This is a genomic window from Rhizobium sp. 2YAF20, assembly GCF_052114685.1.
Classification (GTDB): Bacteria; Pseudomonadota; Alphaproteobacteria; order Rhizobiales; family Rhizobiaceae; genus Rhizobium.
Window position 1 is genome coordinate 69,931 of sequence record NZ_JBFRFF010000010.1, and the last position, 14,120, is coordinate 84,050.

Annotated in this window: 16 protein-coding genes and 1 riboswitch; of the genes, 8 read left to right on the plus strand and 8 right to left on the minus strand. The window is 58.5% G+C overall.

The window, feature by feature from the left end:
* Positions 1-223: 223 nt before the first annotated feature.
* Positions 224-1,570: a cation diffusion facilitator family transporter gene (locus AB4Z52_RS14930; RefSeq protein ID WP_442218707.1), complete on the plus strand. Its 1,347-nt coding sequence runs from the start codon at positions 224-226 to the stop codon at positions 1,568-1,570.
* 78 nt (positions 1,571-1,648) lie between these two features.
* Positions 1,649-1,927 carry a metal-sensing transcriptional repressor gene (locus AB4Z52_RS14935; protein WP_442218708.1) on the plus strand — a complete coding sequence of 93 codons (279 nt, stop codon included), beginning with the start codon at positions 1,649-1,651 and terminating at the stop codon, positions 1,925-1,927.
* Between the two features lie 146 nt (positions 1,928-2,073).
* Here AB4Z52_RS14935 and AB4Z52_RS14940 read toward each other — a convergent pair whose 3' ends face one another.
* Entirely contained in the window at positions 2,074-2,289 is a 216-nt protein-coding gene (locus AB4Z52_RS14940) for a GDCCVxC domain-containing (seleno)protein (protein ID WP_442218793.1), read from the minus strand.
* 38 nt (positions 2,290-2,327) lie between these two features.
* Complete coding sequence (locus AB4Z52_RS14945) at positions 2,328-2,504, minus strand: hypothetical protein (protein ID WP_442218709.1); 177 nt, start codon at positions 2,502-2,504, stop codon at positions 2,328-2,330.
* 222 nt (positions 2,505-2,726) lie between these two features.
* Here AB4Z52_RS14945 and AB4Z52_RS14950 point away from each other — a divergent pair, with 222 nt between their 5' ends.
* The 6 genes from AB4Z52_RS14950 to AB4Z52_RS14975 all read left to right on the plus strand — a co-directional run bounded on the left by AB4Z52_RS14950 (position 2,727) and on the right by AB4Z52_RS14975 (position 7,138).
* Positions 2,727-3,053, plus strand: coding sequence for a helix-turn-helix domain-containing protein (locus AB4Z52_RS14950; protein WP_442218710.1), 327 nt, complete (start codon positions 2,727-2,729; stop codon positions 3,051-3,053).
* A complete protein-coding gene (locus tag AB4Z52_RS14955; RefSeq protein WP_442218711.1) occupies positions 3,043-4,359 on the plus strand; it encodes a type II toxin-antitoxin system HipA family toxin in 1,317 nt (438 codons plus the stop codon). The genes AB4Z52_RS14950 and AB4Z52_RS14955 overlap by 11 nt, the downstream gene beginning before the upstream one ends.
* A 446-nt stretch (positions 4,360-4,805) precedes the next feature.
* Complete coding sequence (locus tag AB4Z52_RS14960) at positions 4,806-5,414, plus strand: inner membrane-spanning protein YciB (RefSeq protein WP_442218712.1); 609 nt, start codon at positions 4,806-4,808, stop codon at positions 5,412-5,414.
* A 161-nt stretch (positions 5,415-5,575) separates the two neighbouring features.
* The gene (locus AB4Z52_RS14965) at positions 5,576-6,220 is read left to right on the plus strand and encodes a class I SAM-dependent methyltransferase (protein ID WP_442218713.1); all 645 of its coding nucleotides are present in this window, start codon (positions 5,576-5,578) and stop codon (positions 6,218-6,220) included.
* A gap of 127 nt (positions 6,221-6,347) precedes the next feature.
* Positions 6,348-6,644: a type II toxin-antitoxin system TacA family antitoxin gene (locus AB4Z52_RS14970; RefSeq protein WP_442218714.1), complete on the plus strand. Its 297-nt coding sequence runs from the start codon at positions 6,348-6,350 to the stop codon at positions 6,642-6,644.
* Positions 6,641-7,138 carry a GNAT family N-acetyltransferase gene (locus AB4Z52_RS14975; protein WP_442218715.1) on the plus strand — a complete coding sequence of 166 codons (498 nt, stop codon included), beginning with the start codon at positions 6,641-6,643 and terminating at the stop codon, positions 7,136-7,138. The genes AB4Z52_RS14970 and AB4Z52_RS14975 overlap by 4 nt, the downstream gene beginning before the upstream one ends.
* A gap of 352 nt (positions 7,139-7,490) precedes the next feature.
* Here the strand turns inward: AB4Z52_RS14975 and AB4Z52_RS14980 are convergent, their stop codons facing one another.
* The 6 genes from AB4Z52_RS14980 to AB4Z52_RS15005 all read right to left on the minus strand — a co-directional run bounded on the left by AB4Z52_RS14980 (position 7,491) and on the right by AB4Z52_RS15005 (position 13,340).
* Entirely contained in the window at positions 7,491-8,489 is a 999-nt protein-coding gene (locus tag AB4Z52_RS14980) for a beta-ketoacyl-ACP synthase III (RefSeq protein WP_442218716.1), read from the minus strand.
* Positions 8,486-9,751, minus strand: a complete 1,266-nt coding sequence (locus tag AB4Z52_RS14985) for an adenosylmethionine--8-amino-7-oxononanoate transaminase (protein WP_442218717.1) — start codon at positions 9,749-9,751, stop codon at positions 8,486-8,488. Before AB4Z52_RS14985 ends, AB4Z52_RS14980 begins: the two co-directional genes overlap by 4 nt.
* Positions 9,748-10,383 carry a dethiobiotin synthase gene (bioD, locus tag AB4Z52_RS14990; protein WP_442218718.1) on the minus strand — a complete coding sequence of 212 codons (636 nt, stop codon included), beginning with the start codon at positions 10,381-10,383 and terminating at the stop codon, positions 9,748-9,750. The genes AB4Z52_RS14985 and bioD overlap by 4 nt, the downstream gene beginning before the upstream one ends.
* Positions 10,380-11,525 carry an 8-amino-7-oxononanoate synthase gene (locus AB4Z52_RS14995; RefSeq protein WP_442218719.1) on the minus strand — a complete coding sequence of 382 codons (1,146 nt, stop codon included), beginning with the start codon at positions 11,523-11,525 and terminating at the stop codon, positions 10,380-10,382. The genes bioD and AB4Z52_RS14995 overlap by 4 nt, the downstream gene beginning before the upstream one ends.
* Positions 11,522-12,526, minus strand: coding sequence for a biotin synthase BioB (gene bioB / locus AB4Z52_RS15000; RefSeq protein WP_442218720.1), 1,005 nt, complete (start codon positions 12,524-12,526; stop codon positions 11,522-11,524). Before bioB ends, AB4Z52_RS14995 begins: the two co-directional genes overlap by 4 nt.
* A 151-nt stretch (positions 12,527-12,677) precedes the next feature.
* Positions 12,678-13,340 (minus strand): GntR family transcriptional regulator, encoded by a 663-nt coding sequence (locus AB4Z52_RS15005; RefSeq protein WP_442218721.1) that lies wholly within the window; start codon positions 13,338-13,340, stop codon positions 12,678-12,680.
* Positions 13,341-13,920: 580 nt separating this feature from the next.
* Positions 13,921-14,032: riboswitch (TPP riboswitch) on the plus strand.
* Positions 14,033-14,120 lie beyond the last annotated feature (88 nt).

Here is a 14,120-nt window from a genome sequence, read left to right on the forward strand (position 1 = left end):
CGGAGCCTGTGCAACGCAACATTTTGACGGCAGCCTTAGGTCGAATTGCGTAATCGACCCTACCTTTTCACGTAGAGCAGTCGTGGTGCTGCCGCCGGCTAGAACTCAAGTCAGTAATGGGCAAGTGACCGCGATTGGTTGACATTCGCCTGAAGAAATGAAACTGCGCTTGAAATATCCCCTCCAGGAGGATAGGTAACCTGCACCTTCACTGAGGTCTCACATGTTCGCCAGCATCAAGGAATGGTTCGGCTTCGGCCAAACGGATCACGGCCACAGCCATGGTTCGCACGCTCATGCCCACGGCAGCGCCGAAGGCCATGGCCACACGCATGGCGTGGTCGATCCCAGCATCGCCTCATCGGATCGCGGCATCTGGGCCATCAAATGGTCGTTCGTCATTCTGGCGATCACTGCCATTCTGCAGTTGATCGTGGTCTTCACCTCCGGTTCCGTGGCCCTGCTGGCCGACACCATTCACAACATCGGTGATGCCACCACGGCCATTCCGCTTTGGATCGCCTTTGTCCTGGTCCGCCGCAAGCCGACCGCCACGTTCAACTATGGCCTCGGCCGCGTCGAAGACCTCGCAGGTATGGTGATCGTCCTGATCATCCTGTTCAGTGCCATCGTTGCCGGCTACGAGGCCATCGACCGATTGATCCACCCGCAGCCAATCACGCAGCTTTTGGCGGTTGCGGTTGCAGGCGTCGTCGGCTTCGTTGGCAATGAGGTCGTCGCCGTGTTTCGGATCAAGGTCGGCCGCGAGATGAACAGCGCGGCGCTCATCGTCGACGGCTACCACGCCCGTACCGACGGTCTCACCAGCCTTGCCGTCGTCATCGGCGCGCTCGGGGTCTGGCTCGGCTTCCCGCTTGCCGACCCGATCATCGGTCTGCTGATCACCATCGCAATTTTCGGAATCGTCTGGCAGTCGGCTCGTGCCGTCATCACTCGTAGCCTCGACGGCGTCGAACCCGGCATTAATGACGAAATCCGCCATGCTGCAGAGCATGTTTCCGGCATTGATCGCATCACCGATGTCAAGGCTCGCTGGCTTGGCCATAAGCTCCATGCCGATGTCACGATCGCCGTCGACGAAGGAAAATCAGTCGCCGAAGCGAACGGCATCGCGCTTGCCCTTCGGGAAGAACTGCACGCGCACCTTGTACCGTTGGGCTCGACGACAATCCAGTTTGACACGGCCGGTGCAGCACACGCCGAAGGTGCCGAACAGGGTGGGCATCACCATGCTCCCGATCCGTTCACGGTGGACTCGCCGCTGGCGACCGGCCTGTTGGAGATCATCGATACGCCTGAAGGCGAACGAATGCGGCTGATGATCTCGAAGCATGCACACGGACTTCAGGCCGTCGTCGAAATCCAGCGTCCAGGTGGCGTCATCGAAAAGCTGGAGCTGCTACCCTCGGGCACGGATCACCACGCTCTGATATCCATGGAAGCTCCGGCAGAGCCGCACGAGTTCGAAGGGGTTTTGAAGTTGGCCGCAGGCGAGCGTTCGGCGGTCCTGCCGTTCCAGATGGAAGAGCCGGCACGGCACCACCACTGACCTTGCCCATCGGAGCACCGTCGGCGTATCGTCGGGTAACCTGTCGAAGGCGACGGAAACGATTTTGGAAATGACACGATGACCGAACCGCACACGCATGCCACCCATCCAGAGATCGTCAAGCGTCTCAGGCGCGCGGAAGGCCACCTGAGGAGCGTCATCGCCATGATCGAAGACAGCAGGCCATGCCTCGACATCGCCCAGCAGCTCTCCGCCGTGGAAAAGGCGATCACCAACGCCAAACGGACGCTGATCCAGGACCATCTCGACCACTGCCTCGAAGAAACGGTCGGTGCGCTCGCCCGCGATCAGCGCCAATCAATCGACGAATTCAAGACGATCACAAAATACCTGTAGGACGATGACAAACATCGCCGCATATGGCGGGCGCTCGACGGTGATATTGCGGCATTGCTGAGAAACATTTGTCGGCTGGGCGTTGGTTCAGGCTGTAGCGTATAGCCAAGCGATTTTGTGAACTTGAACCCGCTGCAGGGTGAGATTCAAACGCGCTTGAAACCCCCGCACGCTCTTGATTCCTGGATTGGCGGGCATGGAACTGAGCCATAGGAACAGAACACGCAACAATCGCCTTCCTTCGGCCGCAGGAGCTTCCCACAGCCCTTGCAGTCATAGAAAAACTGGCAGGCGTCGATCGGCATTGTTTCAGTTGCCTGCCATCCACAATGCGGACAGGTGATCGTCGAACGCAATTCCATCATGAGTTTTCCTTTTGCTTCCGACGCCGGATACGTGCTCAGTTCACGTGCCCATGAACGGCGGGGTCCGCATTGGTGACGGCGGCGGTTGTAGCTCCGGGCGTGACCTGCCCATCATCAACGCTGACCGTCGCTGCGGCAGTACCATTGAGTTCGTCGACAACGACATGGCGCACGCCCGGCATCTCGGCGTCTGCCGCAGGTAAATCAGACAATGCGCTGACCCTTCTCGTCGAGAACTTTCTCGCCATTCACTCATTTTGAGGCCCTCTCTTTCGAGGCTAGCTTGCATCATTGGTTTGGTATTTTAGACAGAGAGGCCGTTAATGTCAGCAAAACACGACATCGCGTTGATCTAGCTTGACACTTGCATAGACTACGGCTACAGATGTCGATTAAACTCGACATAGAGTCCTATTGAGGCGGAAATTTCAGACATGACGCGGAGAATGGTACCCTTTCAGGTTGAGCGAGCCCTGGAGGTTCTTGGATACAATATCAAGACCGCTCGGCTCCGGCGGAACATGTCCTTACAGGAGATGGCAGAGCGCCTCGGAATGCATCGAACGGTGCTGTCGGATGCCGAAAGAGGAAAGCCCGGCACAGCCGTTGCCGTCTACGCAGGCATGCTCTGGGCAATGGATATGCTTCCCGACCTTCAGTCTGTGGCCGATCCAAACAACGATAGCCATGGCCTTGCTCTAGCCCGCTCGGAAGAGCGTGAACGCGCGTCTGCTCCGAGAGGGATGAACAATGACTTCTGAATGCTACGTGTACATCACGCTGCCGGGAACGACCGAGATGGTCACTGCCGGGCGCTTTCGAGTCGAGATCGATCCTGCGTCCGGCTTTGCACGAGGCCGGTTCGTCTACGGCAAGCGATATCTCGCCCGGAATGACAAGGTTGACTTCGATCCCCGCGAACTAAAGCTCGCCGATACTATATTCACGACAACAAGGCTCGGAGGCATCTTCGGCGCTTTGCGAGACTCAGCCCCTGACGCATGGGGACGGAGGCTCATCGACCGTCATGTCGGCAACACTGGACTGAACGAACTCGACTATCTCCTGAAGTCACCGGATGACCGTGCGGGCGCGCTCGGCTTCGGCCTCAACCAGCAGCCACCGGCTCCAGTTTGGCAGTTCAACAAGACTGTCGATCTCGGGTCTTTGATCGAGATCGCTAACGAAATCGTAGCGGCTGATAACGATCCCAAGGCCAAGCCCAACAACCGAGAAGACCTTGAGCGGGTTGAGCGGCTTCTGCAGGCAGGAACGTCGATGGGCGGCGCACGCCCCAAGGCCACCGTTGAAAGCAACGGCCTGCTGTGGCTTGCGAAATTTCCTCTGAACGCCGACAAATGGAACAATCCACGCGTCGAACACGGCGTCATGACGCTTGCGCGACAGTGCGGAATCGATACGGCCGAAACGGGCATCGTCACCATCGGCGAGCGGGACGTACTTGTGGTGCGCAGGTTCGACCGTGATCTGGGTGAACAAGGCTTCTACCGCAAGCGGATGACGAGCGCGCTGACCATTCTTGGAGCAGACGAAACCCGCGACAACCGGTGGTCCTATGTGTCGCTGGCCGAAGAGATGTTGCGCTTCGTGGCTGGAAATATCGACGAGCAACTGCATGAACTCTTCCGGAGGATATGCTTCAACTGCCTCGTTTCCAACACGGACGATCACCCGCGCAATCATGCGTTTATTGCTGATGGAAGCGGCTGGAGGCTCTCGCCTGCCTATGACATCACGCCGACCCCAATGTTCTCTGTGGCGCGTCGCGATCTGGCAATGGATATTGGCAAATCTGGCCGTTATGCGAATAGAGACAATCTGATCTCGGCAGCGAGACGTTTCCGCCTTTCGCAAGAAGACGCGGCCTCGATCATCGATACGATGACCGAGCAGGTGGGAAACACGTGGTACGGTACAGTACGGTCGGCTGGCGTCAGCGAACTTGATTGCGAGAGGATTGCATCGGCCTTCGTCTACGAAGGTTTCTCATTCGGGGGCGAAAACACTGATGCACCTGAGATAACGGTGGGGACTCGCTTCAGCTAGCCTGAGGAGCCGCACATGCGGTTGTGTCTCAATCCACGTGAGAGCTGGTGCCGTTGACGCGGTTGGGAGTCTTAGAGAAATCAACGTTGATCCTTGAACGGGAGAAGCAATTGAAGCCGCGTTCGCCTTCCAAAAAAATCCAACTGGAGCAAAGCCTGAGATTCCACATTTAGGTGAGTGGCTGGGGCGTGAGAGCCGTTTCGCCAGACACTTGCGAAGACGCCTGAATTCAATCTTCGCCGGATGGAACGCACGCTCGCCGAGACCGCAGACCTGTGCAAGGGCGGGCACGCAACACGCTGCCCAATTTTGGACGTTCTCAGCAAGTGACACTGCCAACGCCGCCAATACCGGTCATTCATACGATAGTCGTGACCACTTGATGAAAGTGCCTTTTAGCTCTATGAGCGCTGCAAATTGTTGCATCAGGAGCTGGCGTACGCCCGATGAAAGCTTTTCTGCAAACGGTCAAATTGCTGCTCAGCGACCTGGCTTCGAGCCTGCTTTTCCTTCTCCTGTTTTCCCTGACGCACAACGCCCTTCTTTCCGCCTGCCTCGGCATGTTGCTCGGCCTCATCCAGATCGTGATGCAGTTCGCCCGCAGAAAGCCGATCGAAGTCATGGAATGGCTGAGCCTTTTTCTGGTCATCGCGTCCGGCACCGCAACCGTGCTGACGGATGACCCGCGCTTCGTGATGTTCAAGCCGAGCGCGATCTACGCAATCATCGGCGTGGCGATGCTGAGACCCGGCTGGATGAACCGCTACCTGCCTGCAATTGCCAAGTCCACCGCATCCGATATCGCCACCTATGTGGGCTTTGCATGGTCCGGTCTCATGTTCATTTCGGCCATACTAAATGCCTACCTTGCAGTAAATACCGACTTCGCCACCTGGGCTCTGACGATGACGATATTCGGAATAGCCAGCAAAACAATTCTGCTCATCGTCGGATTTTCGGCAATACGGCTGACGGCGCGACACCGGGTCCGTGCCATGCCGGCCGATGAGCGTGAAGCCCTGCTAATTTCGACGGGCTGGCGTGCCCGATCATAGTCCGTGGCTAAGTCAGCTTAGGGGCTACGGCGGAAGATGCTCACCGTGGAATTCGCCAAGCACCGTTGGATAACATGTGTGAGGGGAGCTGGATTTATAAATGCTTCGTTCCTGGAATGGCGGAGATCTGATAAACCAGCCTTCTTAACAGAGATGATTTGATGGCGACGCTCGACCGACAAACTCATTGGCAAGGCGTGTATACGACCAAAGCCGATTCGGAGGTCAGTTGGTATGAGGACACGCCGGAGCTATCGCTGAAACTGCTACGCCAAGCGGGACTGACACCGGAGATGTCGGTGATCGACGTCGGAGGTGGCGCGTCGCGGTTGGTCGATGTTCTCGTGGCGGCGGGGCAGTTCCACATGAGCGTCCTTGATCTCTCAGCCGCGGCCCTCGAAACAGCGCATTCTCGACTGGTGGACACGACACGGGTGAAATGGATTGTATCCGACGTGACCATGTGGACGCCCGACCGCGGGTATGATCTCTGGCATGACCGGGCCGCTTTTCATTTCCTGACGACAGTCGCAGATCAGCAAGCCTACGTTCGCGTGATGTCTCGGGCACTCAAAGAAGGCGGCAAAGCCGTGATCGGCACCTTCGCTTTGGATGGGCCGGAGAAATGCAGCGGTCTGGCCGTTGCTCGCTACGATGCGAAGGGCTTGCAAGCTGTTCTTGGCGAGCAGTTCAAGTTGGCCAAAACGCAGCGGCATGAACACACGACTCCATGGGGATCAGTACAGAAATTCCAGTTCAGCACCTTTGAAAAGGTCGGGCCGCCAAGCGCCTCTTTGCAAGTTTGATTTGATAGTTGCCAGACGGCCAGGGCCAACTCGTCATACCTTCTCCCAATTCGTAATGACAATATCATTACAGTCCTTGTAAAGATGATGTCGTTACGCTATGGTGAGTGTAGATCGGAGTTCCCTCATGCCCACATCGCACACCAGTAAAAGCCCGGAGGCCAGCGTGCCGCTGAATATCCGCATCAAGCCGGCAACCCGTAACCTTATCGATCGCGCCGCCGAGCTGCTCGGCAAGACGCGCACCGATTTTATGCTGGAAGCTTCCGAGCGCCGCGCCGAGGAAGTGCTACTCGACCGTACGATATTCACGGTTAGCCCCGAAATCTATGCCGAGTACCTTGCCCGGCTCGATGCGCCCACTCAACCCAATGAGCGTCTGAAACGCACTATGACGACCAAAGCGCCGTGGGATGAGGCGTGACCCTCAGCGTACCGACACCACTGGCCGATCATCATGAACTGGCGCAATTCATTTCTGGCGTCCCTGAACTGGATGACTGGCTGCGTCGCCGCGCCCATGCCAATCAGGCACGTGGCGCATCGCGCACCTTCGTCGTGTGCGAGGCAAGCCGCGTCATCGCCTATTATGCGCTCGCCTCCGGCGCGGTGAAGCAGCCGGAAGCACCTGGCCGTTTTCGGCGTAACATGCCTGATCCGATTCCGGTTGCCGTACTTGGCCGCCTCGCCGTTGATCAGTCCTACCAGGGGCGCGGTATCGGCAGGGCACTGGTGCGCGACGCAGGCCTACGCCTGCTCAATGCCGCTGAAATCCTCGGCATTCGGGGCGTGCTGGTACATGCGATTTCCGATGACGCGCGAGCCTTCTATGAGGCGATCGGCTTCCTGTCTTCGCCGTCCGACCCCATGATGCTGATGGTCGGGCTGCATGATCTCAATAGCGCACTGAATTCCTGACATCATCGGCGGTTCACTCGCATAATTCGGATGCGAGTTTTTTCATCGCCACCAGAATGCGGCAATGACCATTGCAGACTACCTCTTTGCCGAAATTAGCGCGGCCGCCGAAACCTCCCCCCGCCCGCGGAGGCTGTAATGGCCGGTGGCTGGCATTCCCTGCGGAATGCAAATTTTGCAAGCTATGCGGAATGGATGGCGGGCAGCAGCAAGTGAAGCACTTCCCAGGCCAGCCTCCGCCTAGCAGGGTCAGCGCCAAGCGGAAGGACGGGTCAAATCGCGGCGGAATTCAACGGTAGGCTCAAACAAACTCGCCTCCGCACATACCGCGTTCGCCAGGGCGTCAAGATCATTAATGCCTCTGGAACCCTAGAACAACAGCGCCACCTGTCATTCCAGCACCTGCAGCGGCAAGGAGGAGCCTGTCGTTTGCGTCGAAGCGACGCGCTCTGTTTGCGATCGAGAGCGAGAGCGGAATTGTCGCTGCGGACGAGTTTCCGTAATCTTCGATCGTGCTCACGGTTTTCGAGGCGCAAAGACCAAGTTTCTCAGACACGGCGCTGAAGATCCGCGTATTGGCCTGATGCGGAACAAACCGGGTGATGTCTCGGGCAATGATGCCCGCCCGATCGAGTGCGCGGGTTGAGCTTTCCGTCATCATCTCAACCGCCCGCGAAAACACCTCGCGTCCGTTGCGCATCGTCATTAGGAAGTCTGCCGCGTTCATTCCTGGCGCGAACGGACGATTGCTGCCGCCGGCGGCAATCGAGATCAGGTCATAGGCGCTTCCATCGGCTGCCAGGTCAACGCCGAGCACCCCGGCGTCTGGAACGGTCGACGGCGAAAGAACGACGGCACCAGCAGCGTCGGCGAATAGAACTGAGCTTGCACGTTCGGCGGGGTTGATGCGACGGCTTAGGATATTGGCTGCAACGACGAGAACGGATCGGCCTTGCGTGCGGACAAAGCCGTCAGCCAATGTCAGCGCATAGAGAAATCCTGAGCATGCGCCACCAAGATCGATCGCCCCGGAGTTTGCAAGTTTGAGGCGGTGGGCCAGCAGCGGCGATGAGGGCGGGAGCAGATGATCCGGTGTTGATGTTGCAAGCAGGGTCAGGGCGATCTTAGATCGGTCGATACCGGCATCATCCAGTGCCATGGCGCCGGCGCTGGTCGCAAGCCCGCTTAGCGTCTCGCCCTCCTCCGCCCAATGTCTGGCGCGAATACCGGTGCGGCTCTCGATCCAACCAGGTTCGAGGCCAAGCGACATTTCGATTTCGGCGTTCTCGACGCGACGCCTCGGGACACTGTGGCCAAATCCAATCAGCTGCGAAGACCTCACCTGCGTCATGCCGATACCCCGAAATGGTATGCGGCCTCATCAATCGCTTCGTAGGCGCTGTCGAGTTCGGTGGCGGTGATGCAATAGGGAGGCATCAGATAGACGACATTGCCGAGCGGCCGGATGAGCAGGTTGCGCTGACGGAAGAAGGCGCGAAGCTTCGGCCCGACCTCGGCCAGATACCCGCCGGCAGCTGCCTTGAGGTCCAGGGCCGCAATCGTTCCAAGCTGTCGCACGTTCTCAAACCGAGGGTCGTAAGCGAAACGTGCCAAGCGCTCCCGATGCATTTCCGCCAAGGCGTCGATACGGGCCTGCACCGGTTCATCCCGCCAGACGGCAAGATTGGCGACCGCTGCTGCACAGGCGATCGGATTGGCTGTGTAGGAACTCGAATGGAAAAAGGTCTTGCGACGATCAGTGGATAGATGCGCCTCGAATATCTCGGCCCTGCATAAAGTCGCCGCCAGCGGCAAAGCGCCTCCGGTCAGCCCTTTCGACGTGCAGAGGATGTCGGGTGTGATTGCCGCCTGCGCGCAGGCAAACACAGTCCCGGTGCGTCCCCAGCCGGTCATCACCTCATCGGCGATGAGAAGCACCTCATGACGGTCGGCAATCGTTTTCAACTGCGAAAGAACCGATGACGAAAAGAGCTTCATGCCACCCGCACCAACAACGAGCGGCTCGACCAGAAGGGCTGCCACATCGCCTGACCGGCAGAGGTGTTCGAAGACGTCAAGCGTCTCCTGCTCACGGCCGGCTTCGGGAAAGGGGAGTTTGTCGACCGCAAAAAGCAGCTGTTCGTAAGCAGCGTTGAAGACGCCGCGTTCGCCCGTCGACATCGTACCGATCGTGTCGCCATGGTAGGAATGCTCCATGACGACGATCCGATTGCGCTTTTCGCCTCTATTGTGAAAAAATCCGAGGGCCATCTTCAAAGCCACCTCGACCGAGGTCGATCCGCTGTCGGAATAAAAGGCATAGGCAAGACCGGGTGGCGCCAGGGCAATCAGGCCTCCGGCCAATTCTTCGGCTGGAGCATGCGTGTATTCCGCAAAGATGAGCTGGTCATAACGCTGCGCAGCTGCCCTGATTGCCGCCATGATGACGGGATGCCTGTGACCATGGGTGATCACCCACCAGGACGAGATCGCATCGAGAACATGGCTACCGTCTTCGTCGATGAGGTAGGCGCCCTCTGTTTTGGTGATCCGTTTCATTGGTGGCTCCAGCGCATGCTGGGTGAAGGGATGCCAGACTGCCGAACCCGTCATGCCAAGTCTTCCTTGAAGCTCTTAATATCGAAATGTTCGGCAAATGCCTCGCCAAGTGTCCTGGACGTCACATTCGACAATCGCGGCAGGCGGCCGAGCGATCGCACGCCACTGATCTCGAGGATGATCCGCTGGGTTTCGACATTCTCATCGCCTATGAAGGCTATACCTGATATCGGAACGCCTCTGTTCCTGAGCGCCTCGAGAGACAACAGACTGTGGTTGATGGTGCCGAGCGCTGTTCTGGCGCAAAGAATGACCGGCACCTGCCAGCGCGCAAACAGGTCGGCGAACAGCAGTCGATCCGTCAGCGGCACCAATAGGCCTCCCGCCCCCTCGACCACCAACGGCTCATCGGTTTCAGGCAGGACCAGCCGCTTTGCGTCTATGGCGATGCCATCAAGCCGCGCGGACAAATGCGGGGATGCCGGCGTCTTTAGCCGATAGGCCTCTGGAAGGACCCGTGCCGAAGGAACGCCAAGCCGTACGACGGCTTCACTGTCGGTTTCCTCCTCAAGGCCTGACTGCACCGGCTTCCAGTAATAGCCATCGAGCGCATTGGTGAGGGCTGCGGAAAAGAGGGTCTTGCCGACACCGGTATCGGTGCCTGTGACGACATAATGCCTCGTCACGAGCGCTCCTCCGCCATGACAATCGCCAGACGCTCAAACATCTGGGAAATCGCGCTGGGATCGACGTTCAAGGTGATGGCGATCCTTAGCCGCGCAGTCCCCTCGGGAACGGTCGGCGGCCGGATGGCCCTGATGTCGAAGCCTTCGGCGCGCATCCGTGCGGCAATCCGCACGGCACGCGTGTTGTCGCCGATCATCACAGGCAGGATCTGCGATCCGCTGCCTTCCACACCGATCGCAGCGGCGAGCGCGGTGTTTGCGAAGGCATAAAGCGCGTCGAATTTCTCGCGCCGTTTCGGCTCGTCGGCAAGAACCCGCAACGCCTCGCGAACAGCCGCCGCCATCAAGGGCGATGGCGCTGTCGAATAGATGAACCCGCGGGCTCGATTGACGAGATAGTTGCAGATGACCGCACTGGCAGACAAAAGTGCTCCGCAAACACCGAGCGCCTTGCCGCAGGTATGAAGGACAATGAGGTAGTCACCGGCCTCCAGATTGGCCGAGAGGCCGCGCCCCCCAGGTCCGAATACACCGGTCGCATGCGCTTCGTCGACGATCAGGAAGGCGTCATGGGTGTTGGCAAGGCTGGCAAGTTCGGCAAGCGGCGCACGGTCACCGTCCATGGAATAGAGGCTTTCGACCGCGATCCACGGCCGGCCAACACCGCCTGAGCGTCGCCATGTCTTGATTGCGTCTTCGAAGGCGCCGACATCGTTGTGCCGGATCGATATGGCAGGCGCTTTGCTGGCCGCAATCCCCTCATGGGCGCTTGCATGGCACAAGGCGTCGTGAAGGATGATGTCCTCGCGCTGCGGAAGGGTCGAGAATAAGGCCACATTGGCAGCATAGCCGCTGGCGAAATAGAGCGCCTTATCTGCTTCGAAATAGGCGGCGGCTTCCGCCTCCAGGGCCTCATGCTCTGGGTGATTGCCGCGAAGCAGCCTCGATCCCCCTGCCCCGACGGGTAAGCCGCGCGCAAGCGCTGCGGCGATCGCATTTGCGAGGCGGTCGGATTGAGCCAACCCCAAATAGTCGTTCGAGGTGAAGTCGATGCCGGCTTGACTGGCCAGCGAACGTGCACGCCCCTTGCGTTCGAGGCCGGCCAGCGTCTGCTCGAAACGGGCAAGGCCAGTGGCACTCATTGCACAGAACCCAATTCCATGGGCTTCAGGCCGAGACGGCGAAACAAAGCGCTATCCTGGTCCTCGCCAGGATTGTCGGCCGTCAGCAAGGTCTGCCCGATGAAGATCGAGTTGGCACCGGCGAAAAAACAAAGGGCCTGCATCTCGTCGCTCATTTCCGTCCGGCCGGCTGAGAGCCGCACGTGAGACTTGGGCATCAGGATACGCGCAAGCGCGATCATGCGAACGAAGTCGATCGGATCGACGGTTTCGGCGTTGGCAAGCTTCGATCCTGGGATCGGGATCAGCATGTTGATCGGCACGCTTTCCGGAGGTGTGGGCAGATTGGCAAGCGTCACCAGCATCGCGATGCGATCCTCGACGGTCTCGCCCATCCCGAGGATACCGCCGGCACACACCTTCATGCCGGCCTCGCGAACGTTGGAGAGCGTTTCAAGGCGGTCGGCGAACGTGCGCGTCGTGATGATCTCGCCATAGAAGCGTTCGGACGTATCGATATTGTGGTTGTAGTAGTCAAGGCCAGCGGCGGCGAGCGAGGCCGACTGCACTGGGGTTAGCATGCCGAGCGTCATGCATGTCTCCATGCCAAGCGCCTTGACACCCTTAACCATGGCAATGACCGCATCCATGTCGCGGTCCTTGGGGCTGCGCCATGCCGCTCCCATGCAGTAACGCGTCGCACCGCCATCCCTGGCTTTGCGGGCCTCGGCAACAACGCGCTCGACCTCCATCAGCTTTGATGCCTTGAGACCGGTCGGGTAGTGGGCGGACTGGCTGCAATAGCCGCAATCCTCGGCGCAGCCGCCGGTCTTGATCGAGAGAAGGCGGCTCATCTGGACCGCATTGGGGTCGAAGTTGGCGCGATGAATTGTTTGCGCCTGGAAAAGAAGATCGTTGAACGGTAAATTATAGATAATTTTAGCACCGTCGGCTGTATGAATCTCCGGCGTTGCGTCGTTCTGCCTACGCAATGGCGCGATATTGGCTACATCATCCTGCATTTGACCGAACTTCCTCCCCAGATCCCAATTCCAAAATAGATTCCCGTTGGTTTTATCTATAATATTGCAATGCAATATCTGGCAAGGTGATTTCGAATGTCCGGGGCGGCTATTTTGGATTGTTCCGTCGCTAAGCTTCCGGTTCTGATCCTCAGCCAACAATGGCAAATCGTTCGGGAGCCGCAGCGCTCTCCTTTGGTCGGTGACCGATCCGCTGGACATGCCGATCGAGGACTGTCACGGCCTGCTCGGTTTTCTGCTCGCGAAGATGCGTGAGGATCGAGCGATGATCCTTGTCCTTTGGTGTCACCCAGCCGGAACTCCAGGACGCAAACAGAAAGCGCGCACTTGCGGCATGCAAATCGTCGATGACGGCAAGCAGCCGCGGCATTCTGCAAGGAGCAAGGATCAGTTGATGGAAGCGCCGGTTCGCTGCCTGCCAGGTGGCTACATCCGTCGCTCTATCACCATCAAGCGTTGCGCATTCCGCCTGATCGAGGATGGTGGGCGTCAGATGGGGAGCGGCGTTGCGCAAAGCCAGGACCTCAAGAGCCGCTCGCATGCGAGCGACCTCCTGCACCTGAGCAAGATCGAACGAGGCTACCCGCACCCCTCGCCTCGGCTCACGGACCGCAAGCCCTTGTGCCTCCAGCCGCCTAAGCGCCTCGCGCACAGGCACATGACTGGAGCCAAACTCCTCGGCAAGATAATCCTGCTTAAGCTTAGAACCGGGCAATAAGGCGCCTGTCACGATCTGGTCGGCCAGAATACGGCTGATCCGGCCAGCGATTGTCTCTTCATCATGATTGGTCATGCCTGATAGATAATTTGCGTCGGCTCGGCTGTCGAGCGGCGCCAGCCACCTTTCCAGGCCTCAAGGAGGCATCAGCCAGCAGCGTTCAAGGAAATTTGCGGCCAAACTCGCTCACGAGGAACGTATCTGAGATGCTGGAAATCTATGGTCGTCGGATAGATGTGTCGGCGAAATGGCGAGACAGCTGCGGCTCTTGCCCCATTCTGCTCGGCAGAAAAGGCATTCCGCGAATTCATAAGCAGTACCCCTTTGACCTGACCTTGCGCTGGGGTGAAATTTAAGCTTCGCATCGGGATCTCTTTTGCCGCAACCGCAATCCGGGCGAAGAAATGCTGCGGCATCCACCTTTTGCGGATTGCTTGTGGTATTTCGTTGCCGGCCCAAAGCTCCCAGCCATGCTAAAGGACCATTTCCGCCGCGCAGTTGGTTGCCTGCGAACCGGCCTTACCAAGTGGCTCCCTCAATCTTGCAACGTTCGCCGCAAAGGGGGCCTGACGAATGATATTTGATACGCTAAGCCACGGACAAAGTGACAACTCCCCGGGGTTGACATGACCTAAACTGAGGGCATAACTCTTGTGTCATTCACCAGGGGGGTCCCGGCAAGGGGCTGAGATACTGCTAGCGCGCGCAGTGACCCGTTGAACCTGATCCAGTTCATACTGGCGTAGGGACGGTGCGAACGCTTCGGTTGCCATGATTCCCTCACAGGAGAGATGCACCGGCGTTTTTCCATCATTCCGGCGTGAACTGGGTCTCCAATCGACGAGCTTGGAGCCT